Source organism: Ihuprevotella massiliensis, from assembly GCA_900095835.1.
In the GTDB taxonomy this organism is placed as follows: Bacteria; Bacteroidota; Bacteroidia; order Bacteroidales; family Bacteroidaceae; genus Alloprevotella; species Alloprevotella massiliensis.
This window is the reverse complement of sequence record LT608321.1, coordinates 1,113,449-1,134,397: the sequence shown is the minus strand read 5'-3', so window position 1 is coordinate 1,134,397 and position 20,949 is coordinate 1,113,449. Positions and strand designations below refer to the sequence as shown.

Annotated in this window: 33 protein-coding genes; 29 read left to right on the top strand and 4 right to left on the bottom strand. The window is 47.7% G+C overall.

Going from position 1 to position 20,949, the window contains the following annotated elements; all coding sequences use genetic code 11:
- The first annotated feature begins 54 nt into the window (after window positions 1–54).
- The 5 genes from BQ2633_RS04810 (at window position 55) to BQ2633_RS04790 (ending at window position 4,620) form a co-directional block, all read left to right on the top strand.
- Window positions 55–633 carry a thymidine kinase gene (locus tag BQ2633_RS04810; protein ID WP_075565445.1) on the top strand — a complete coding sequence of 193 codons (579 nt, stop codon included), beginning with the start codon at window positions 55–57 and terminating at the stop codon, window positions 631–633.
- Window positions 634–763: 130 nt separating this feature from the next.
- Complete coding sequence (locus tag BQ2633_RS04805) at window positions 764–1,429, top strand: hypothetical protein (protein ID WP_075565443.1); 666 nt, start codon at window positions 764–766, stop codon at window positions 1,427–1,429.
- Window positions 1,430–1,458: 29 nt separating this feature from the next.
- Window positions 1,459–2,235: a radical SAM protein gene (locus BQ2633_RS04800; protein WP_075565441.1), complete on the top strand. Its 777-nt coding sequence runs from the start codon at window positions 1,459–1,461 to the stop codon at window positions 2,233–2,235.
- A gap of 26 nt (window positions 2,236–2,261) precedes the next feature.
- Window positions 2,262–3,584: a tRNA lysidine(34) synthetase TilS gene (gene tilS, locus BQ2633_RS04795; protein ID WP_075565439.1), complete on the top strand. Its 1,323-nt coding sequence runs from the start codon at window positions 2,262–2,264 to the stop codon at window positions 3,582–3,584.
- 124 nt (window positions 3,585–3,708) lie between these two features.
- A complete protein-coding gene (locus BQ2633_RS04790; protein ID WP_075567207.1) occupies window positions 3,709–4,620 on the top strand; it encodes a glycosyltransferase family protein in 912 nt (303 codons plus the stop codon).
- A gap of 372 nt (window positions 4,621–4,992) precedes the next feature.
- Here the strand turns inward: BQ2633_RS04790 and secG are convergent, their stop codons facing one another.
- The 4 genes from secG to BQ2633_RS04770 form a co-directional block, all read right to left on the bottom strand.
- The gene (secG, locus tag BQ2633_RS04785) at window positions 4,993–5,364 is read right to left on the bottom strand and encodes a preprotein translocase subunit SecG (protein WP_075565437.1); all 372 of its coding nucleotides are present in this window, start codon (window positions 5,362–5,364) and stop codon (window positions 4,993–4,995) included.
- Between the two features lie 7 nt (window positions 5,365–5,371).
- Complete coding sequence (locus tag BQ2633_RS04780; protein ID WP_075565435.1) at window positions 5,372–6,142, bottom strand: hypothetical protein; 771 nt, start codon at window positions 6,140–6,142, stop codon at window positions 5,372–5,374.
- 87 nt (window positions 6,143–6,229) lie between these two features.
- Entirely contained in the window at window positions 6,230–6,778 is a 549-nt protein-coding gene (lptE, locus tag BQ2633_RS04775; RefSeq protein WP_075565433.1) for an LPS assembly lipoprotein LptE, read from the bottom strand.
- Between the two features lie 12 nt (window positions 6,779–6,790).
- The gene (locus BQ2633_RS04770) at window positions 6,791–8,038 is read right to left on the bottom strand and encodes a sigma-54 interaction domain-containing protein (RefSeq protein ID WP_075565431.1); all 1,248 of its coding nucleotides are present in this window, start codon (window positions 8,036–8,038) and stop codon (window positions 6,791–6,793) included.
- A 321-nt stretch (window positions 8,039–8,359) separates the two neighbouring features.
- Here BQ2633_RS04770 and BQ2633_RS04765 point away from each other — a divergent pair, with 321 nt between their 5' ends.
- The 24 genes from BQ2633_RS04765 (at window position 8,360) to infA (ending at window position 20,949) form a co-directional block, all read left to right on the top strand.
- Window positions 8,360–8,917 (top strand): TlpA family protein disulfide reductase, encoded by a 558-nt coding sequence (locus BQ2633_RS04765; protein ID WP_075565429.1) that lies wholly within the window; start codon window positions 8,360–8,362, stop codon window positions 8,915–8,917.
- Between the two features lie 470 nt (window positions 8,918–9,387).
- Window positions 9,388–10,002, top strand: a complete 615-nt coding sequence (gene rplC, locus BQ2633_RS04760; RefSeq protein WP_075565427.1) for a 50S ribosomal protein L3 — start codon at window positions 9,388–9,390, stop codon at window positions 10,000–10,002.
- Between the two features lie 3 nt (window positions 10,003–10,005).
- Window positions 10,006–10,635: a 50S ribosomal protein L4 gene (gene rplD, locus BQ2633_RS04755; protein WP_075565425.1), complete on the top strand. Its 630-nt coding sequence runs from the start codon at window positions 10,006–10,008 to the stop codon at window positions 10,633–10,635.
- 23 nt (window positions 10,636–10,658) lie between these two features.
- A complete protein-coding gene (rplW, locus tag BQ2633_RS04750; protein WP_009752310.1) occupies window positions 10,659–10,949 on the top strand; it encodes a 50S ribosomal protein L23 in 291 nt (96 codons plus the stop codon).
- A gap of 8 nt (window positions 10,950–10,957) precedes the next feature.
- A complete protein-coding gene (rplB, locus tag BQ2633_RS04745) occupies window positions 10,958–11,782 on the top strand; it encodes a 50S ribosomal protein L2 (RefSeq protein WP_009752309.1) in 825 nt (274 codons plus the stop codon).
- Window positions 11,783–11,803: 21 nt separating this feature from the next.
- On the top strand, window positions 11,804–12,073 hold the full coding sequence (gene rpsS / locus BQ2633_RS04740) for a 30S ribosomal protein S19 (RefSeq protein ID WP_075565423.1): 270 nt from the start codon (window positions 11,804–11,806) through the stop codon (window positions 12,071–12,073).
- Window positions 12,074–12,143: 70 nt separating this feature from the next.
- A complete protein-coding gene (gene rplV, locus BQ2633_RS04735; protein WP_075565421.1) occupies window positions 12,144–12,548 on the top strand; it encodes a 50S ribosomal protein L22 in 405 nt (134 codons plus the stop codon).
- Window positions 12,549–12,560: 12 nt separating this feature from the next.
- Window positions 12,561–13,349 (top strand): 30S ribosomal protein S3, encoded by a 789-nt coding sequence (rpsC, locus tag BQ2633_RS04730; protein WP_075565419.1) that lies wholly within the window; start codon window positions 12,561–12,563, stop codon window positions 13,347–13,349.
- A 20-nt stretch (window positions 13,350–13,369) separates the two neighbouring features.
- Window positions 13,370–13,795, top strand: a complete 426-nt coding sequence (rplP, locus tag BQ2633_RS04725; RefSeq protein ID WP_009752305.1) for a 50S ribosomal protein L16 — start codon at window positions 13,370–13,372, stop codon at window positions 13,793–13,795.
- Window positions 13,796–13,797: 2 nt separating this feature from the next.
- Window positions 13,798–13,983 carry a 50S ribosomal protein L29 gene (gene rpmC, locus BQ2633_RS04720; protein ID WP_009752304.1) on the top strand — a complete coding sequence of 62 codons (186 nt, stop codon included), beginning with the start codon at window positions 13,798–13,800 and terminating at the stop codon, window positions 13,981–13,983.
- A gap of 139 nt (window positions 13,984–14,122) precedes the next feature.
- Entirely contained in the window at window positions 14,123–14,377 is a 255-nt protein-coding gene (rpsQ, locus tag BQ2633_RS04715) for a 30S ribosomal protein S17 (protein WP_009752303.1), read from the top strand.
- A gap of 2 nt (window positions 14,378–14,379) precedes the next feature.
- A complete protein-coding gene (gene rplN, locus BQ2633_RS04710; protein ID WP_009752302.1) occupies window positions 14,380–14,745 on the top strand; it encodes a 50S ribosomal protein L14 in 366 nt (121 codons plus the stop codon).
- 29 nt (window positions 14,746–14,774) lie between these two features.
- Window positions 14,775–15,092, top strand: a complete 318-nt coding sequence (rplX, locus tag BQ2633_RS04705; RefSeq protein WP_009752301.1) for a 50S ribosomal protein L24 — start codon at window positions 14,775–14,777, stop codon at window positions 15,090–15,092.
- Between the two features lie 2 nt (window positions 15,093–15,094).
- On the top strand, window positions 15,095–15,649 hold the full coding sequence (gene rplE, locus BQ2633_RS04700) for a 50S ribosomal protein L5 (RefSeq protein ID WP_075565417.1): 555 nt from the start codon (window positions 15,095–15,097) through the stop codon (window positions 15,647–15,649).
- A gap of 8 nt (window positions 15,650–15,657) precedes the next feature.
- Window positions 15,658–15,960: a 30S ribosomal protein S14 gene (gene rpsN, locus BQ2633_RS04695; protein WP_009752299.1), complete on the top strand. Its 303-nt coding sequence runs from the start codon at window positions 15,658–15,660 to the stop codon at window positions 15,958–15,960.
- 73 nt (window positions 15,961–16,033) lie between these two features.
- Window positions 16,034–16,429: a 30S ribosomal protein S8 gene (rpsH, locus tag BQ2633_RS04690; RefSeq protein ID WP_009752298.1), complete on the top strand. Its 396-nt coding sequence runs from the start codon at window positions 16,034–16,036 to the stop codon at window positions 16,427–16,429.
- Window positions 16,430–16,446: 17 nt separating this feature from the next.
- Window positions 16,447–17,013 (top strand): 50S ribosomal protein L6, encoded by a 567-nt coding sequence (gene rplF / locus BQ2633_RS04685; RefSeq protein ID WP_009752297.1) that lies wholly within the window; start codon window positions 16,447–16,449, stop codon window positions 17,011–17,013.
- Window positions 17,014–17,035: 22 nt separating this feature from the next.
- On the top strand, window positions 17,036–17,380 hold the full coding sequence (gene rplR, locus BQ2633_RS04680) for a 50S ribosomal protein L18 (RefSeq protein ID WP_009752296.1): 345 nt from the start codon (window positions 17,036–17,038) through the stop codon (window positions 17,378–17,380).
- 5 nt (window positions 17,381–17,385) lie between these two features.
- A complete protein-coding gene (gene rpsE / locus BQ2633_RS04675; protein WP_009752295.1) occupies window positions 17,386–17,892 on the top strand; it encodes a 30S ribosomal protein S5 in 507 nt (168 codons plus the stop codon).
- Window positions 17,893–17,896: 4 nt separating this feature from the next.
- The gene (gene rpmD, locus BQ2633_RS04670; RefSeq protein ID WP_009752294.1) at window positions 17,897–18,073 is read left to right on the top strand and encodes a 50S ribosomal protein L30; all 177 of its coding nucleotides are present in this window, start codon (window positions 17,897–17,899) and stop codon (window positions 18,071–18,073) included.
- Window positions 18,074–18,092: 19 nt separating this feature from the next.
- Complete coding sequence (rplO, locus tag BQ2633_RS04665) at window positions 18,093–18,539, top strand: 50S ribosomal protein L15 (protein ID WP_075565415.1); 447 nt, start codon at window positions 18,093–18,095, stop codon at window positions 18,537–18,539.
- A gap of 22 nt (window positions 18,540–18,561) precedes the next feature.
- On the top strand, window positions 18,562–19,902 hold the full coding sequence (gene secY, locus BQ2633_RS04660) for a preprotein translocase subunit SecY (protein WP_075565413.1): 1,341 nt from the start codon (window positions 18,562–18,564) through the stop codon (window positions 19,900–19,902).
- 20 nt (window positions 19,903–19,922) lie between these two features.
- Window positions 19,923–20,723, top strand: coding sequence for a type I methionyl aminopeptidase (gene map / locus BQ2633_RS04655; protein ID WP_075565411.1), 801 nt, complete (start codon window positions 19,923–19,925; stop codon window positions 20,721–20,723).
- A gap of 7 nt (window positions 20,724–20,730) precedes the next feature.
- Window positions 20,731–20,949, top strand: a complete 219-nt coding sequence (infA, locus tag BQ2633_RS04650) for a translation initiation factor IF-1 (protein ID WP_009752290.1) — start codon at window positions 20,731–20,733, stop codon at window positions 20,947–20,949.

Below are 20,949 nucleotides of genomic sequence, written 5' to 3'. Positions count from 1 at the left end.
GCTTGGCGTAACCAAGAATAATTGCTACTTTTGCCCTTAAATCAACCAATCATTATGCCTTATCACGAACACTTTCCTCGCAGAGGCCGCATCGAAGTGGTGTGCGGAAGTATGTTTTCTGGAAAAACAGAAGAACTGATTCGTCGCATCAAGCGTGCACGAATTGCACAGCAGCAGGTGAAAATATTCAAACCCTGCATCGATACGCGCTACAGTGACGTAGAAGTGGTGTCGCACGATGCGCAGTCCGTGGCTTCAGTGCCTGTGGCATCGGCTGCCGAACTAGTAGCTCTGGCTCAAAATGCCGATGTGGTGGGCGTGGATGAAGCGCAGTTCTTTGACGAAGGTCTGGTGGAGGTGTGCAATACTTTGGCGAATCAGGGTAAACGCGTCATCGTGGCAGGGCTCGACATGGACTTTCGCGGTCAGCCTTTTGGTCCGATGCCTGCGCTCTGTGCCGTGGCAGAAGATGTGACCAAGGTGCATGCTGTGTGTGTGCGCTGTGGCGAGTTGGCGCAGTATAGTCACCGTTTGGTGGCAGGCGACAATCAGGTGATGCTCGGCGAGATGCAAACCTATGAGCCACTTTGCCGCCAATGCTATGATCGCTGTTGCGAGCATGCCGAGGAGTAGTCGGTGCGTGAGTAGCAGGGATGAGTGTGTCGCTGCACTGTTGATATTTTATGGAAAGTTGCAGACCCTTGTTTGAAAAAAACGTCTGCGAACTTCTGTCATTTGTCTAATGTCTAAATAAGAATAGGATATGAAACACTATCTTTTACTGCTACTTCTGTTGCTGGGCTTGGGTACAGCGCAAGCGCAACAGTTGCAAGAGGAGCAACGCTCAGAGCGTCAATTGGTATTTGCTGATTTCCGTGATGCCAAAGTGCTCCAAACCTTTGGACGTTTTGTAAAGGCAAAAGCCAATATCCTTTATAAAAATGCTGCCCTCTGCTACGTTGATGAGAAAGATGGCAAGGTGTATCAAGCCAGCAATGCCAGTATTATTGGCGTTGAATTTGATAGCATCCGTTATCAGAAAGTCGATAAAGTGGCGATGGGGCGTGTGATTGCCGAACGTGGTGGCAATAGTTTGCTCTGTGTCACTACCATCGACATGGAAAAATATAAGGAAATTACTGGTGGAAGCACGGATTTACCTTTTGTCTCTCTCGATTTAGGTGGACTAGCTCGTGAAACATTTATCGACATGAGTGGTGGCGAACAGCAGTCCAATAAAGGTTACCCCTTGAAACATACCTATTATTTCAGTTTGAAGGGACGCATTGTGCCTGCTCGTGAGAAGACCATCAAGAAAGAAGTGAAGCCCGACATGAAGTTGGCTTTCAAAAACCTGATGGAAGATCGCTGGTGGAGTTGGAATGATGTACCTTCTTTGAAGCAACTCTTCCTTTATTTCCCTGAATAGGGATTTGTAAAACACAAGCGCAACTAAACATGTCAACTATTCTTTTTCCATCCCCAATCTTTGGACCCGTGCAGAGTCGAAGGTTGGGCGTTTCGCTCGGCATCAACCTATTGCCTTCAGATGGCAAACTCTGTACCTTTGATTGCATCTACTGCGAATGCGGATTTAATGGTGATACAAAGCCCAAACTCCGTATCCCTTCGCGTGCAAAAGTGGCGCAAGAGTTGGAGCAAACCCTGCAGGAGATGGAACGCAACGGACGTGGTCCCGATGTCATCACCTTTGCTGGTAATGGTGAACCCACCATGCACCCCGACTTTCCTGGTATCATTGAGGACACCATCGCGTTGCGCGATCACTATTTCCCAAAAGCTAAAATCAGTGTGCTGAGCAATGCCACCTATTGCCATCTGCCTGCGGTGCACGAAGCCCTGCGAAGAGTAGACAACAACATTTTGAAACTCGACACCCTTTCCAACGAATACATTACCCTCGTCGATCGCCCTGTGTTGAAATACGATGCTGAAGAAATGGTGGAGCGACTTTGTGCTTTCGAGGGCAAGGTGCAAGTGCAGACCCTATTCATGAGTGGTGAATATCAAGGACAGTCTGTAGACAACACTGCCGAGAGTTTCGTTGCTCCATGGCTAGAGGCTTTGCAGCGCATTCGTCCCGAAGCGGTCTACATCTACACCATCGATCGCGATACTCCTGCGAAGGGACTGAAAAAAGCCTCACCTGAGGTGCTCGATGCCATCGGTGAGCGCGTGAAGGCGCTCGGTCTCTCCTGCACCGTTTCCTATTAGTCATTGCTGAAAAACAAGATAACCCCATGAAACTTTCCCAAGAAATTGCGCCTTTCTTTGCATCGCGTGCCGATCGTTGGCGCAGCGAGGGATTGTTTTGTGCTTTAAGTGGTGGAGCTGACTCTGTGGCACTGGCGTTGGTGATGCGCGATTTGCAACTGCCTTTCACGGCTTTGCACTGCAACTTTCATCTTCGTGGTGCGGAGAGTGAGGGTGACGAAGCCTTTGTACGCGCGTTTTGTGCGCAACATGGCATTCCACTTTTGGTGAAGCATTTTGATGTGGAAGAACAGTGCAACCAGACGGGCGAAAGCATCGAAATGGCAGCGCGCACGTTGCGCTATGCTTGGTTTGCCGAACAAGGCGGCTATGTCTGTGTGGCACATCACGCCGATGATCAAGCAGAAACCCTGCTGCTCCAACTCATTCGTGGCACGGGGCTGCGTGGCTTAGCTGGTATGGCTGCTGAGCGCGACCGCGTGTGGCGTCCCTTTTTAATCTTTTCGCGCGATCGCGTTTTAGACTTTTTGCAGCAGCGTGGTGCAACCTTTGTTGAAGATTCCACCAATAGCGACACCCACTATCGTAGAAACTGGGTGCGTCATGAGCTTTTACCCCTGTTGAGAGCGGTGAATCCCTCGATGGCTAACACCTTGTCAGAAACAGCAAGCCACATGAGGCAGGCGCTGTCGGTCTACGAACTTGGTTTGCAGGCAATAGCCACTCAGGTGGAAGACGTGCAGTTGGAACCTCATCCCTTGTGGGGACGTGATTTGCGACGTTTTTCGGTCGTTGCGCTCCAAAATTTGGGAGCTGCAGGCGAACAGTGGTGGCGAGAGCTTTGTTGGCAACATGGCTTTTCTACCGATGAGGCGCAGCAAGCCTGGCAAGGGCGAGAAGGTTTGTGGATTTCGTCCAAGACCCACCAGTTGTGCAGGAATGGCGCGTGGTTGGAATTGGCGAATCTAGATTTTCCACTACCTATACTTCGGATAGAACGTCTAGTTTCCTCATCGCCTTTCATTCCAAGCCGCGACCCTTATTGCGCAACGATAGATGCTGCATCTGTAGACGGTGAATTATATCTGCGCACTGTGACTGTGGGTGACCGTTTTTCTCCTTATGGCATGCGGAAGGGGAGCAAGTTGGTGAGTGACTATTTGACCGATCGTCATCGTTCCCGTATTGAAAAACAGCGGGCTTTGGCTGTGTGCGATGCCCAAGGTATCGTGTGGCTGGTAGGCGAAACGATTGCTCACCGCGTGGCTTTGTCTGACTCCACTGAGACGGTGCTGCAACTCACCCTTCAAGCAGTGAAAACACTGGAAGAGCAGAGCGAAGGGCAGTGATGTGGTATCGAAAAAACAGTTTCCCGGAAAAAACTTTGCATTATGGGATAAAATTTTGCTTTTCGTTCGTCTATTCTAGTGCTTTTTGCTAACTTTGCATCACAACTTAATGGTCAATTTCATCATGAAACCCACACTATTTCTCCTTGCTGCCGGTATGGGCAGTCGTTATGGTGGTCTGAAACAACTTGACAAGCTCGGACCCCAAGAGCAAACCATCATGGATTATTCCATCTATGATGCCATCAATGCTGGTTTTGGCAAACTCGTTTTTGTCATCCGCAAAGATTTTGAAGAAGATTTCCGCAACATCGTTCTCACGAAGTACCAAGATAAAATTCCTTGCGAGTTGGTGTTCCAAGCACTCGACGCACTTCCCGAAGGTTTCACTTGCCCCGAAGGTCGTGAAAAGCCTTGGGGAACAAACCACGCTGTGATGATGGGTGCTGGTGCGATTAATGAGCCTTTCGCTGTGCTCAACTGCGATGACTTCTACGATCGCGACGCTTTCCAAGTGATGGGTAAGTTCCTTTCTTCACTTCCTGAAGGCAGCACCGGCAAATATGCTATGGTGGGCTTCCGCGTTGGCAATACACTCTCTGAAAGTGGTACTGTAAGCCGCGGCGTTTGTGAAGTAGATGACAAGAATCTCCTCACGTCTGTAGTGGAACGCACTAAGATTGAGCGTCACGATGGTGTGGTGCAATACTTGGATGAAAAGGGCGAATGGGTGTCTATCCCCGACACTACTCCCGTTTCTATGAACTTCTGGGGCTTCACTCCCGACTATTTTGCACACTCTGAAGAATTCTTCAAGGCTTTCCTCTCTGATCCTAAGAATATTGAAAACCTGAAGAGCGAGTTCTTCATTCCTCTCATGGTCGATCACCTCATCCGTAAGGGTGTTGCTACTTGCGAAGTGCTTGACACTACCTCTAAGTGGTTCGGTGTGACTTATCCCGAAGATCGTCCTGAAGTAGTAGAGAAGTTTGCTAAGCTCGGTGCAGATGGTGTTTACCCTGAAAAGATGTTCTAATAGAACTTTCTGTCTTTGTCTTCGGACAAAGAGCAGACAATAAAATATAATTGCTGCGCGACTACTGAAAAGTGGTCGCGCAGTTTTTGTTTGAGAGTGGCATTGCATCTGATGCTGTGTCCATATCTTGGGGTTTCCTAGGCAAGAGTAGCTCGATCTTGCTGCAAGTCGCGATAGGGAAGTTGAGGTTGTTGTGAGTTTTTCGTAAGGAAGACAACAGCCAAAGGATGCCACAAGGGGGGATGGAGAGAATCTCAACTGTAGACAACAAAATGCGCCTCATGGTTCAAAGCTGAGTTTGAACGATGAGGCGCAATATGCGTTAAGAGAGTGTAGCGTGCGCAATTCTATGCGGCAGCTGCGGGGTTTCTCTTATTTGGCAGCTGCGGGTGCAGGAGTTTGTGCAGCAGGAGCAGCAGTGCCTTGTGTGGCAGGAGCAGCTTGATTAGCAGGTGCAGCGGGAGCTGCAGGCGCGGGAGCAGCAGTCTTGATGTTGTTCACATCGAAAGTGCCATCCGTGTTTTGGTGCACGAAGAAGCTAGTAGCAACACTGAACACCACGAGGAGAGCAGCAAGCGTCCAAGTTGCTTTTTCCACGAAGTCGGTAGTCTTGCGTACACCGAGTACGGAGTTTGCACTTGAAACGTTAGAGGCGAGACCACCACCCTTAGATTCCTGAATGAGCACCACAATGGCGAGGAGAACAGCGGTGATGACGGCCAAAATAACAAAAAGCGTGTACATGATGGGATTATGATTTGTATTTATTGTTGATTGCTAATTTGCGCAAAAAGCGTATTTGATCTGCAAAGTAAGCACTTTTTCTTGGATTATTCAAGTGAATTTGGGTGAGAATTGCAATTGCGTGCTCATATCGCCCTTGTTGGATGCAGATTTTTGCCAAAGATTCGGAATAACAGCCTTCTGCCACAAGACATTCGTCGAGTGTTGCTGGTTCTGCTTCGGGTGGGTTGGTAGTAGATGACTCAGGCTCAGACAAATTGATGCGATCTTGAGGAGGCACCGACATGAACTGTTCGATGAGCGATTGAGTGCGGTCGGTAGGTTGCTCCAAGGGGGGAGGGGCTTCGACGCCATATTGCACAGCTACTGTGGCGGCTATCGCCTCTTGCTGGAAGAGGTAGCTCATGTAGTCTGCCGAGGGGTCGGCAGTAGGCATCCGTTTGGAGGAGTCCTGACCTTCCTTTTGTTTGTCCAAAAAGCCATCAATGAGCGCTGCCATGCGGTCTTTGGCGGGTGCCGCTGGTTTGCGAATGGGTTTTTGCGGAATTTCGTAATCTTTTGCCTTCGCTAAATCGAAGAGCGGTTTGCGGTCGGGGAGCAGGACGGCAGCTTTTCGGAGTTCGTGCTCATAAGATTCGTGCTGAAGTTTGTGAGCATTTTTCACCAAGAGCAGGCGTGCTGCATGATAGTAAGGATATTCCTCCACCAACTTGCTGAGCTGGTGAAACGTCGAATCGTCGAGGGCTTCGGGATGTTCGAGGTAATAAGCAATATCCATTATTTCGATATGTGAGGCATACCACTTGAAGTGGCAAAGGCAAAGAACTGCCAGTGAAAGTTGGGAATGAGCGAGGGAGAGCAGCGGTTACCAGTCGGCAACGGTGGCATTGAAAATCTGATCGCAGATGTCGCGAATCAATTCGGTGACCAATCGTTCTTGCACTTGTGAGAGTTGCAAGTTGGCATTGTAGGGTGCCGTAGCAGAGAATTGTCTTTCCCAGCGTTGATTGGTCTTTTTATTTTCAAAACGGATGTTTACCGTTAAGCGCAGTTGCACTTGAGAGGAGAAACCGTCTGCCGAAATAGACTTGTTGAATTGGTCGTATCCAGTGATTTCACCTGAGATGTGCATGTCGCCATTACGTTTAACAAGGCGCAAACGAGTTTGGTTGACATATTGGTCTTGCAAGCGGTTGTTGAACATGGCTTGCATTGGAGCCCAACCATAGGGGGCACGGTTGGCGATAGGGTCGATTTGCAAGGTCTTGATCAAATCGTAGTTGAGGTTTGTGCCTGTGAATTTGTAGGACACACTACATGCTGCCAACACGATGGTGAAGAGAGCTGGTAAAAGAAACGCCCAACTCCGAAGTAAGGGACGAATGCCACGCGAGAGTTGTGAAATGATGCTCATAGAGAGTCCGTGTTATAAGTCTTCAAGACCGTATTCCTTAATTTTGCGATAGAGTGTACGTTCGGAGATACCAATCTGATCGGCTGCTTGCTTGCGATGGCCATTGTATTTGCGGAGCGCCTGAATAATCAAGTCGCGTTCCACATCGTTTTTTGTACGCAGTGGAGCCGTTGGGGTAGAGGATTGCGTTTCTTCCTCCACGATTTCTTCCGCGTTGTCTATTATTTCGTGGGCAATGACGGGGGTGTCACGATGGTACGACAAGTAGGATGGAGTGGTGCTGGGTGGGTTGTTGGCATTCCATTGCCCTTGTTTCAGTTGTGCTACCTCGGCTTTTAGTTGCTCGATGTCGTGACGTAGGGTGAGAATCATCTGCAGGATTGCATTGGTGTCTTTTCCTAGTCTGGCGTTGGCATCCGACTGTTCGAGTGCTGTGTGAGTCCCACTCACCGTGATTTGCGTATGCTCTGTTTGGAAGTTGATGTAGTGGGCTAAAATCTCAGGTGTGATTTCGCGGACATCCTCTGTGACTGACATGGTTTCTGCCACATTTTTGAGTTGGCGAATGTTGCCAGGCCAAGAGTACGATAGAAGAGCCGAGCGTGCCGCATCGTTGAGACGGATTGGGGGCATCTGGTATCTTTCGCTCATCTCAAGAGCAAATTTGCGAAAGAGCATGTCGATATCGTTGCCTCGTTCACGCAGAGGGGGGATGGCAATGGAGACGGCTGCTAGTCGATAGTAAAGATCTTGTCTGAACTCTCGATCGGCAATGGCTTGCTTCATATCGACGTTGGTGGCAGCCACAATGCGCACATTGGTCTTCTTCACTTCACTCGAACCTACAGGGATGAATTCCCCAGTTTCGAGGACACGCAAAAGACGGACCTGAGTCTGAAGGGGAAGTTCGCCCACCTCATCCAAAAAGAGAGTTCCACCATCGGCAGCAGAAAAATAACCTTCTCGACTGTCAACGCTTCCGGTGAAAGCGCCTTTTACGTGTCCGAAGAGCTCGGAGTCGATGGTTCCTTCAGGAATCGCACCGCAGTTGAGCGCCAAATAGCGTTTGTTCTTGCGAGGACTTGCATCGTGGATGATGCGTGGGATGATTTCCTTACCCACACCATTCTCACCTTGTATGAGTACTGACAAATCCACGCGTGCCACTTTGAGTGCGGTTTCGATGGCACGATTCAGAGCCTCGCTGTTGCCAACGATGCCATAGCGGTGTTTGATGGATTGTAGTTCTTTTTCGGTCATAATGAGAAGAGAGCTTTGCTCGATGTGGGTCTGTACTCCTTTATTATATATAGATGTAAAACACTAGGGCGAATTGCCAAACATATGGATAGTACCTCTATATAATAGGCGGAGGAGTATAGGTGATTTGCGCTTGTGGTGCCCCCCTTAAGCGTTGAGGCGGTCTAAGCCAAGGAAATAGAGATTGCAAATTTACGAATTTATTTCCATGTGTATCTGCGTTTCTCTGTTTTTTCGTACATTTGCAGGATAACAGTTGGTTGTTTTTACTGCTTGGTTAGTCTAGATAATTCAGAGCGGTATTGTGAAATAGATGGAAGAATGAAAACATTATTAAATTCGCTGTTTGTTATTTTCTTTTTAATTGCACCGTGTGCAAGTGTTGTCAGTTGTATTGGGGAAGATGAACCTAATCAGCAGGTAGAAGTTGTGCAGGTGGGGGATAGGGTGCCGGAATTTGAGGTGCTACTCTCTGATGGACGTCGCTTTTCTACAAAAATATTAGGGGAAGGCGTGAAAATTATTGTCTTCTTTGATACGGGGTGTTCTGATTGTCAGGCTTTTTTGCCAGAATATCAGGCTTTTGTGGATGAACTCCGATTGCAGGATGATAAAATGGAGGGGGTGTCGGTGCAGTATTGTGCTTTGGCGCGTGATGAGTCTATGGCGTCGGTGAAGGATTATTGGGTTAAGCACGGTTTGACTCTTCCTTATTATGCTTCCGGTGGTCGCAACTTGTATCATCGTTTTGCGCGTGCTGTTGTGCCTAGAGTGTATGTGGTCAATTCGCGTGGTGTTGTAAGGGCTAGGTTGACTGATAATCCCGTGCCCACGCGTGAGGTTTTACGTCAGGCTGTGAAGGCTGCTGTCTGGCAATGATAAAAGAGTGCACTAGTAAAAGAGTTTGTCTTGAAAAGAGTACGCTAAATAAAGTCTTTGTGCAACTTTTGATTAGTTTCGCATTAGAGATTGTTGTGGAGGTGCATTTTTTGAGATGAAAATTGTTGCTGATAATTAAAACTCAGTACGTTTTGCAGCAAACTGATGGGTGTTTAGGTGAGCAATTCGGATAATTAATATTTCCTTTGCGATGTCTAGTTGACGTTGTGAGTGGAATAATGGTGCAAGGTGAAAAATAGAAGAAAAATGACTGAAAACTAGTTTGTTTGCTTGGTAGTTTCAGAAAAAGTTCGTACCTTTGTACCGCAAAAGTAAGAGCTGTGCGCTCTTCTGCGGCTTCAAGCCGTGATAATCAATCGGTTATACGACTTAAACTGAATAATAACCATTCGCCCCGCTGAGGTAGTGACTGAGGCGGGCTACGAAATCAAAAATCAATAAAATTCCAAATGCCAGGATTATTAGGTAAGAAAATCGGAATGACTTCCGTTTTCGGTGCCGACGGCAAAAATGTGCCGTGCACTGTAATTGAATGCGGTCCTTGCGTAGTAACTCAGATTAAGACTGTCGAAAAAGATGGTTATTCTGCTGTGCAAGTTGGCTTTCAGGATGTAAAGGAAAAGAATGTTTCTGCTCCTCTCCTTGGTCACTTCAAGAAGGCTGGTGTTACTCCCAAGCGTCACTTGGCTGAGTTTGTTTACGAACAAGAGCTCAATCTCGGTGAAGCTGTGACTGTAGAACTCTTTGGTGAGAATGACTTCGTTGATGTTGTCGGAACTTCCAAAGGTAAAGGCTTCCAAGGTGTTGTGAAACGTCACGGATTCGGTGGTGTAGGTCAGTCTACTCACGGTCAAGATGACCGCCTCCGTAAGCCAGGTTCTATTGGTGCTTGCTCTTACCCTGCAAAGGTGTTTAAGGGGCTGCGCATGGGTGGTCAAATGGGCGGTAAGCGCGTGACTACTCAAAACTTGAAGGTTATTAAGGTAATCCCTGAACACAACCTCCTCTTGGTGAAGGGTAGTGTTCCTGGTTGCAATGGTTCAATCGTAATCGTAGAAAAGTAAGACATGGAAGTTAGTGTATTGAATATTAAGGGTCAGGACACTGGTAAGAAGGTGACTCTTAACGACAGTGTCTTCGGTGTTGAACCTAATGACCACGCAATCTATCTTGATGTGAAGCAATATCTTGCTGCACAACGTCAAGGAACTGCAAAAACAAAAGAACGTAGCGAACTCTCTGGTTCTACTCGTAAGCTCGGCCGTCAAAAAGGTGGTGGTGGCGCACGTCGTGGTGACATCAACTCTCCATTGCTCGTAGGTGGTGCTCGCGTGTTTGGCCCTAAGCCTCGTGATTATCGTTTTAAGCTCAATAAGAAGGTGAAGCAATTGGCTCGCCGCTCTGCTTTGAGCTACAAGGTGCAAGAAAATGCGCTCGTAGTAGTGGAAGACTTCACTTTTGAAGCTCCCAAGACTAAGAACTTCATTGCTTTGCTCAACGATCTTAATCTCGCAGGTAAGAAGGTGCTCGTTGTAGCAGCTGGTAGCGACAAGAATCTCTATCTCTCTGCTCGCAACCTTCCAAAGGCAAAAGTTGCTGTTGCTTCTGATATCAATACTTATGGTGTGCTTGATGCCTCTGTTTTGGTACTCACCGAGAGCGCAGTAGCAAAGGTAGAAGAAGTACTCGCTAAGTAATCATCTCATTAAACAACGAAGTAATGGCATTCATTATTAAACCCATCGTTACGGAAAAACTGAACGAGCTTTCAGAAAAGCAAAATAAGTTCGGTTTCGTAGTGAAGCCAACTGCCAACAAGCTCCAAATCAAAGCTGAGGTAGAAGCACGCTACGGTGTGACGGTTACTGACGTAAACACAATGGTTTACGCTGGTAAGAGCAAGTCTCGCTATACTCGCGCTGGTCTCCTTCGTGGTCGCACCAACGCTTTCAAGAAGGCTATTGTCACTGTGAAGGAAGGCGAAGCCATCGATTTCTATAGCAATATCTAAACAAAGAAATGGCAGTACGTAAATTTAAGCCCACGACTCCGGGCCAAAGACACAAAGCTATCGGTACTTTCGAAGAAATTACTGCATCAGTACCGGAAAAATCTCTCGTTAGCGGTAAGCGTGCTAGCGGTGGTCGCAATAACGTCGGTAAGATGACTATGCGTTATCTCGGCGGTGGTCACAAGCGTAAGTTCCGCTTCATCGACTTCAAACGTGAGAAAGATGGAGTTCCCGCAGTGGTAAAGACTATCGAGTATGATCCTAACCGTTCTGCTCGCATCGCTCTTCTTTATTATGCTGACGGTGAAAAGCGTTATATCATCGCTCCCAATGGATTGAAGGTTGGCGATCAGCTCCTCTCTGGTGCTGAAGCTGCTCCTGAAGTAGGTAATGCACTTCCTCTTCAAAATATCCCTGTGGGTACTGTGATCCACAACATTGAGCTTCGTCCTGGTCAAGGCGCACTTCTCGTTCGCTCTGCTGGTAACTTCGCTCAGCTCACTTCTCGTGAAGGTAAATACTGTGTTATCAAGTTGCCTTCTGGAGAAACTCGTCAAATTCTCAGTGCTTGCAAAGCTACAATCGGTAGCGTAGGTAACTCTGACCACGCTCTCGAATCTTCTGGTAAGGCAGGTCGTAGCCGCTGGCTTGGTCGTCGTCCTCACAACCGTGGTGTTGTGATGAACCCTGTAGACCACCCCATGGGTGGTGGTGAAGGACGCCAAAGCGGTGGACACCCACGCTCTCGTACTGGTCTCTATGCTAAGGGTCTCAAGACACGTGCACCTAAGAAGCAGAGCAACAAGTACATTATCGAAAGACGTAAGAAATAACAGCACTAAAAGAATCGCAATATGAGTCGTTCTCTTAAGAAAGGTCCATACATCGCAGTTTCTCTCGAGAAGAAAATTCTCGCCATGAACGAAAGTGGCAAGAAGAATGTGGTGAAAACTTGGGCTCGCGCTTCGATGATTTCCCCCGATTTCGTGGGTCACACTGTCGCAGTGCACAACGGTAACAAGTTTATTCCCGTTTACGTGACTGAAAATATGGTAGGTCACAAGTTCGGTGAGTTTGCCCCCACCCGTAAGTTCGGTGGTCACGGTGGCAACAAGAAGAAGTAATCCACTTCTCACTTGATTACCTCACACAAATCAATCCATTCCAATAAATCAACATCTCAATCTCTAAATAATGGGAGCTAGAAAAAGACTCGCCGCTGAAGCTCGCAAAGCGGCTCTCAAAACCCAGTATTTTGCAAAGTTGAATGATTGTCCTTCGTCACCCCGCAAGATGCGCTACGTAGTAGACTTGGTGCGCGGCATGGAAGTGAATCGTGCACTTGGCACGCTTCGTTTCAGCAAGAAGGCTGCGTCTAACGACGTGGAGAAGCTCCTTCGCTCTGCCATCGCTAACTGGGAAGCAAAGAACAATCGCAAGGCCGAAGAAGGCGAACTCTTCATCACGAAGATTTTCGTTGACGGTGGTGCAACCCTCAAACGTATGCGCCCCGCACCTCAAGGTCGCGGCTATCGCATCCGCAAGCGTTCTAACCACGTGACTGTGTTCGTGGGCACTAAAGAAGAAACCAACGACTAATTAGAATAAGAAATGGGACAAAAGATTAATCCTATCGCCAACCGACTTGGCATCATCCGCGGTTGGGACTCCAACTGGTTCGGTGGTTCTAACTTCGGTGATAGCATTCTCGAAGATAGCAAGATCCGCGAATACCTCGATGCTCGTTTCAAAAACTACATCGAAAAGCCCGGTCGCAACGCTAGCAAGAAAGAATTTACCAGCGTTTATGAATATGTTTCTCGCATCGTTATCGAACGCACACCCAAATTGGTGACTATCACCGTGTGCACTAGCCGTCCTGGTATGATTATCGGACAAGGCGGTAAGGATGTAGAACAACTCAAACTTCAACTTCAGAAGATTACGAACAAGGATGTTCAAATCAACATCTTCGAAGTGAAGAAACCTGACCTCGACGCTAACATCGTAGCTAAGTCTATTGCTCGTCAAGTTGAAGGTAAGATTGCTTACCGCCGTGCAATCAAAAAGGCTATTGAAAACTCAATGCGTGGTGGTGCTGAAGGTATCAAAGTACAAATCAGCGGTCGTTTGAACGGTGCTGAAATCGCTCGCAGCGAAATGTACAAGGAAGGTCGTACTCCTCTCCACACTTTCCGTGCAGACATCGACTATTGCCAAACTGAAGCCCTCACTAAAGTGGGTATCCTTGGTATCAAAGTGTGGATCTGCCGTGGCGAAGTTTATGGCAAGCGTGACCTCGCTCCTAACTTCACAGCTGAAAAGGAAAATGGTCGTCGTGAAGGCGGTCGCCGTGAAGGTCGTGGTAACTTCCGCAACAAGAGAAATTCAAACCGTTAATCGATTCCGTTTAGAGCATTATGTTACAGCCTAAAAGAACTAAGTACCGCCGCCCTCATAAGGGCCGCAGCAAAGGCAACGCCCAGCGCGGTAACCAACTCGCTTTTGGTAGCTTCGGCATCAAGAGCCTCGATACGCACTGGATTACCGGTCGTCAAATCGAAGCTGCACGTATCGCTATGACGCGTTACATGCAACGTGAAGGACAGAGCTGGATTCGCATTTTCCCCGACAAACCTATCACTAAGAAGCCTGCCGACGTCCGCATGGGTAAAGGTAAGGGTGACCCTGTAGGTTTTGTGTTCCCCATCACTCCTGGTCGCATCATCTTTGAAATCGAAGGCGTTCCCTTCGAAGTGGCAAAAGAAGCTCTCCGCCTCGCAGCGCAAAAGCTCCCCGTAACCACTAAGTTCATTGTTAGACACGACTACGACAAAAAAGCTTGATTATGAAGATTGCAGAAATTCGTGAACTGAAAAGCAAGGGCGAACTCGCAGAACGCCTTGCAGCTGAGGTTGCAGCCTATGACACTTTGGTGATCAACCACAGCATCTCTCCCCTGGAAAATCCTGCACAGATCAAGACGCTCCGTCGTACCATCGCGCAGATGAAGACTGTGTTGAACGAAAAGTAAATCGGTGACGAACTAAAGGCTATGCTCATGCTATGCGTTGCTGCGGCTGATTGTTGAATTGCTGAGAAGTTGGCACTACAACGAATAGACAGTGAACATAGCACTGAAGTTCAAACCAACAAACTATACACAATCCAGAATGGAAAGAAATTTAAGAAAAACTCGTCAGGGTGTTGTTGTGAGCAACAAGATGGACAAAACCATCGTCGTTGCCGCAAAGTTCAAAGAGAAGCACCCTATTTATGGTAAGTTTATCTCCAAGACGAAGAAGTATCACGCTCACGACGAGAAGAACGATTGCAACGTTGGTGATACCGTGCTCATCATGGAAACCCGTCCCTTGAGCAAGACCAAGCGTTGGAGAGTTGTAGAAATCGTAGAAAGAGCTAAGTAATCATGATCCAGACAGAATCTAGATTGACCGTTTGCGACAACAGCGGTGCTCGTGAAGCACTCTGCATTCGCGTACTCGGCGGTACGAAGCGTCGCTACGCTTCTGTAGGTGATGTGATTGTCGTTTCTGTGAAGAGCGTCATCCCATCCAGCGATATCAAAAAGGGTGCTGTTTCAAAGGCACTGATTGTACGTACGAAGAAAGAAATCCGTCGTCCCGATGGTTCTTACATCCGTTTTGATGATAATGCATGCGTTCTCTTGAACAATGCAGGTGAGTTGAGAGGTAGCCGTATCTTCGGCCCTGTGGCTCGTGAACTTCGTGCAGTAAACATGAAGGTGGTTTCTTTGGCACCTGAAGTACTCTAATCCCACACCAATTAAGACTAACATCTCACATGAGTAAGTTACATATTAAGAAGGGTGACACCGTTTGCGTGCTTGCAGGTAAGGATAAGAACAAGACCGGTAAGGTGGTTCGCGTCCTTGTTGACAAACAACGCGCTATCGTGGAAGGTCTCAATATGGTTCAAAAGAGCCAGAAGCCCAGCGCCCAGAATCCTCAGGGTGGTTTCGTGAAAACGGAAGCTCCCATTCACATTTCCAATTTGAATGTGGTTGACCCTAAGACCGGCAAGCCCACTCGCATCGGTCGTCAGCGCAACGCTGAAGGTAAGCTCGTCCGCATCGCTAAAAAATCAGGAGAGGAGATTTAGTAATGAATACCGCACAACTCAAGAAAGAATATAAGGAGCGCATCGCTCCCGCGTTGATGAAGCAGTTCAACTACTCTTCTTCTATGCAGATTCCCGTCCTCAAGAAGATTGTTATCAACCAAGGTCTTGGTAGTGCTACTGCTGATAAGAAAATTATCGAAGTGGCTATCAACGAACTTACTGCTATCACCGGTCAAAAGGCCGTTGCTACAGTTTCTAAGAAGGACGTTGCAAACTTCAAACTTCGTAAGAAGATGCCTATCGGCGTGATGGTTACTCTCCGTCGTGAGCAAATGTACGAATTCCTCGAAAAGCTCGTACGTGTGGCTCTCCCACGTATCCGCGACTTCAAGGGTATCGAAAGCAAGTTCGATGGCCGTGGTAACTACACTCTCGGTATCCAAGAACAAATCATCTTCCCTGAAATCAACATCGACTCTATCGATCGTATCTTGGGTATGAACATCACTTTCGTGACTTCTGCTCCCACAGACGAAGAGGGCTACGCTCTCCTCAAGGAATTTGGTCTTCCTTTCAAGAACGCTAATAACAACTAATCAGCGATATGGCAAAAGAATCAATGAAAGCACGCGAAGTGAAGCGTGCCAAAATGGTTGCTAAGTATGCTGCTAAGCGTGCTGCTCTTAAGGAAATCGTTAACCACAGCGATGATCCCCAAGCTGCTTTCGAAGCTGCTCAAAAGCTCCAACGCATTCCTCGCAACGCTAACCCCATCCGTTTGCACAACCGTTGCAAGATCACGGGTCGTCCAAAGGGTTATATCCGCCTCTTCGGTCTTTCTCGTATCCAATTCCGCGAGATGGCTTCAGCAGGTCTTATTCCTGGCGTTCGCAAAGCATCTTGGTAAGATGCACTCTCAATTGAGACCAACAAATATTTAACACTGTCGGGAAATTCCCGATAAATTAAACTCTCAATAAATGACTGATCCTATAGCAGACTTTTTGACCCGTCTTCGCAACGCGATCCAAGCTAAGCATCGCGTAGTTGAAGTACCTGCGTCAAACTTGAAGAAGGACATCACTAAGATCCTCTTCGACAAGGGCTATATCCTCAACTACAAGTTTGAGGAAGTAGGGCCTCAAGGCACTATCAAAATCGCTCTTAAGTACAACCCCGCCACTAAGGTGAGCGCAATTAAGAGCTTGAAGCGTGTTTCTACTCCAGGTATGCGTAAGTATACTGGTTATCGTGACATGCCTCGCGTAATCAACGGACTTGGTATCGCTATCATCTCCACGTCCAAAGGTGTTATGACAGACAAGGAAGCTGCTGCCCTCAAGATTGGCGGTGAGGTTCTTTGCTATGTATACTAATAAACAGAAGGAACAAAATGTCTAGAATTGGTAAATTGCCGATTAACATTCCTGCAGGCGTAGAAGCTACCCTGAAGGATAATGTAGTGACCGTTAAAGGTCCGAAGGGTGAACTCTCTCAGGCTGTTGATCCCTCTATCATTGTCACTATCGCAGATGGTCAAATCACCTTCGCTATCGATGAGAACAGCGAAGTGGAACAAAAGCAAAAGCAAGCGTTCCATGGCCTCTACCGCGCCCTCGTCAACAACATGGTTGTTGGTGTGACTGAACAGTACAAGGCTGAAATGGAACTTGTGGGTGTCGGTTATCGTGTAGAGAATAAGGGGAATCTTATCACTTTCTCTCTTGGCTTCACGCACCCCATCTTGATTCAGCTTCCTAAGGAAATTTCTGTGGAAACTAAGATGGAGCGTAACAAGAACCCTTATATCTGCCTCACTTCTTGCGACAAGCAGCTTCTTGGCCTCGTATGCGCTAAGATTCGCTCTTTCCGTAAGCCTGAACCTTACAAGGGTAAGGGTATTCTTTACGTCGGTGAACAAATCCGTCGTAAGTCTGGTAAGTCGGCAGGTGCTAAGTAATCTCTAATCACGACACAAGATTATGACAAAAGTAAAAGAAGCAAGACGCGTAAAGATTAAGTATCGCGTTCGCAATAAGATTTCTGGCACGGCTGAGCGTCCTCGCATGAGCGTTTTCCGTAGCAACAAGCAAATCTACGTTCAGATCATCAATGATGAAGTAGGCAGCACGCTCGTTGCAGCTTCTTCTCTCGGTCTTGAAGCTTGCCCCAAGAAGGAACAAGCATTCAAGGTGGGTGAAGCAGTAGCCAAGAAGGCTCTTGAAGCAGGTATCACTACTGTAGTTTTTGATCGTAACGGCTACCTCTACCACGGTCGCGTGAAGGAAGTTGCTGAAGGCGCTCGTAATGGTGGACTCAAATTCTAAAGATTATGGCAAACAGAGTAAATGCAAACAATGAAGAATTGAAAGATAGACTCGTTGCTATCAATCGTGTAACGAAGGTTACAAAGGGTGGTCGCACTTTCACTTTCGCTGCTATCGTAGTAGTTGGTGATGGTAAGGGTGTTATCGGTTACGGTCTTGGTAAGGCTGGCGAAGTTACTGCCGCTATTGCTAAGGGCGTAGAAGCTGCCAAGAAGAACCTCGTTAAGGTGCCCATCATCAAAGGTACTGTTCCTCACGAACAAGCTGCTCGCTTCGGCGGTGCTGAGGTTCTCATCCTCCCCGCTTCTGAAGGTACTGGAGTGGTAGCCGGTGGTGCTATGCGCCCCGTGTTCGAAAGTGTAGGTATCACCAACGTTTTGGCTAAGTCTAAGGGTTCTTCTAACCCCCACAACTTGGTAAAGGCTACCATCCAAGCTCTTGGTGAAATGCGTGATGCACGCACTGTGGCTCAACATCGTGGTGTTTCATTGGATAAAGTTTTCAGAGGATAATCACATGGCAAAGATTAAGATTCAGCAAACTCGCAGCCGCATCGGCGCGCCCGTAGATCAAAAGCGTACTCTCGATGCGCTTGGTCTCACTAAGCTCTACCATGTTGTAGAACTCGAAGACAATGCTTGCACTCGCGGTATGATTCGCAAGGTTCACCACTTGGTAACAGTAGTAGAATAATCCAAAACGTAACGACATTATGAAATTACATACTCTCAAACCTGCCAACGGTTCTACCCAAACGCGCAAGCGTATCGGTCGTGGTCCTGGTTCTGGACTCGGTGGTACTTCTACCCGCGGTCATAAGGGTGCCAAGTCTCGTTCTGGTTACAGCAAGAAGATTGGTTTCGAAGGTGGTCAGATGCCTCTCCAACGCCGTCTTCCTAAGTTTGGTTTCAAGAACATCAACCGTGTCGAGTATAAGCCCATCAATCTCAACACCCTCCAAACTCTTGCCGAGGCTAAGAACCTCGAGAAGATTGGTGTTGCAGAGCTTATCGAAGCAGGTTTCATCAACGGTAAGTCACTCGTAAAGGTGCTTGCTAATGGTGAATTGAAGGTTAAGCTTACCGTAGAAGCTCACGCTTTCTCCAAGGCTGCTGTAGCTGCTATCGAAGCAGCAGGCGGTACGGCTGCTCAACTCTAAATAACGAAATTCTAAGAGTCGAATGAAAAAAATAATCGAAACACTCAAGAACATCTGGCGCATTGAGGACTTGCGCGTGCGCATTCTCATCACCATCCTGTTCGTAGCCATCTATCGTTTTGGTTCGACTGTGGTTCTCCCCGGTATCGATTCAAACGCGTTGGCTAATCTGCACAAGCAGACGGAGGGCGGCCTTATGTCGCTTCTTGACATGTTCTCTGGTGGAGCATTCTCTCAAGCGTCAATCTTTGCTTTGGGTATTATGCCCTACATCACAGCTTCGATTGTTATTCAGCTCTTGGCAGTTGCAGTTCCCTATTTCCAAAAGATGCAACGCGAAGGTGAAAGCGGAACGCGCAAGATCAATCAGTACACACGCTTTTTGACCCTTGCCATCCTCACCTTCCAAGCTCCTACTTATCTCATCAACCTCAAGGCGCAGACGCAAGGAAGCGGTGCGTTCTTGATGGGTGATGGATTGGGATTCATGGTCATGTCGACCATCATCCTCGCAGCAGGCTCTATGTTTGTATTGTGGCTTGGAGAACGCATCACCGACAAAGGTATTGGTAATGGTGTCTCAGTCATCATCATGATTGGTATCATTGCCCGTCTCCCAGCGGCATTTGTTGAAGAACTCACCTCTGCTCTTTCTGGTGCAGAAGGTGGTGGTCTCATCAAGTTCCTTGTAGAGATTATTGCTCTTGTCGCAGTGATGGCTTTCGCTATTCTTTTGGTAAAAGCGGTACGTAAAGTTCCAGTACAGTACGCTAAACGCATTGAAGGTCGCAAAAATCAGTTTGGTGGTGCGCGTCAGTACATTCCTTTGAAGCTCTTTGCGGCTAACGTGATGCCGATCATCTTTGCTCAGGCCATCATGTTTATCCCAATGATGCTCGTACAGTCGCTGAACGTGCAAAGCCCCATTTTGCAACAATTCCTTCATAACAATAGCGTTCTTTACAATGTAGTGTTCGTATTGCTCATTGTAGCATTCACCTACTTCTATACGGCGATTACAATGAATCCCGTACAGATGGCAGAAGATATGAAGCGTAACAACGGTTTCATTCCAGGCATCAAGCCAGGTAAGGATACTGCTGATTACATTGACAATGTGATGTCACACCTCACTTTGCCAGGTTCACTCTTCATCGCTGCAATTGCTATTCTCCCTGTCTTCGCTCAAATGAAGCCATTCGGAGTGCACCAAGCATTTGCACACTTCTTCGGAGGTACGTCGTTGCTCATCCTTGTGGGTGTTGTGTTGGATACCATCCAGCAAATCGATAGCCACATGTCAGTGCGCAACTACGACAGAATGCTCAATGCAGGACACACTCGCAACCGTTCAAACGTATAAGGTCCATAGAATCTCGTCAGATGATTTATCTGAAAACTGAAGAAGAAATCGAGTTGCTGCGTGCAGCCAACCAGTTGGTCAGCGCAACACTCGCAGAAATAGCTAAGGTTGTGAAGCCTGGTGTGACGACTCTCGAGTTGGACGCTCTGGCAGAGCAATTCATCAGAGACCACGGCGCGATTCCTACTTTCAAAGGTTTCCCCGCAAGTTTCCCTGACACCGATCCCTTCCCTGCATCCATTTGTGCTTCGGTCAACGAAGTCGTGGTGCACGGTCTTCCCACGGCAGAGCCGCTCAAAGATGGAGACATCGTTTCTATCGACTGTGGCACTTTCCTCAACGGATTTTGTGGTGACTCCGCCTACACGTTTTGTGTAGGAGAAGTTAGTGAAGAGGTGAAACGCCTCTTACGCACCACAAAAGAGAGTCTTTACAAAGGCATCGAAGCTGCTCTCCCCAATCACCGCATTGGTGACATAGGTGCGGCAGTGCAGAGTCATTGTGAAGCAGAAGGATTCGGAGTCGTTCGCGAATTCGTCGGTCACGGCATCGGTCGTGAAATGCACGAAGAACCCTCAATTCCCAACTATGGTAAGCGAGGCACGGGTAAGCAACTCAAAAATGGTCTCTGCATCGCCATCGAACCCATGATCACTTTGGGTAGTCCTGAAATAGGTATGCACCCCGATAAGTGGAGCATCCTGACTCGCGACAGAAGTATGGCAGCGCATTTCGAGCATACCATCGCCATTCACAATGGCAAAGCTGATATTCTTTCTTCGTTTGAAGAAATCGAACGAGTGGAAGGTAACCTCTATTAGAACATCTATGGCTAAACAAACTGCAATTGAACAGGACGGAACAATCATCGAAGCTTTGAGCAACGCGATGTTCCGTGTAGAGTTAGAGAACGGTCATCCCATTACCGCTCACATCTCGGGTAAGATGCGTATGCACTACATCAAGATTCTTCCTGGTGACCGAGTGAAAGTGGAAATGAGTCCTTACGATTTGTCGAAAGGCAGAATCGTATTCCGATACAAATAA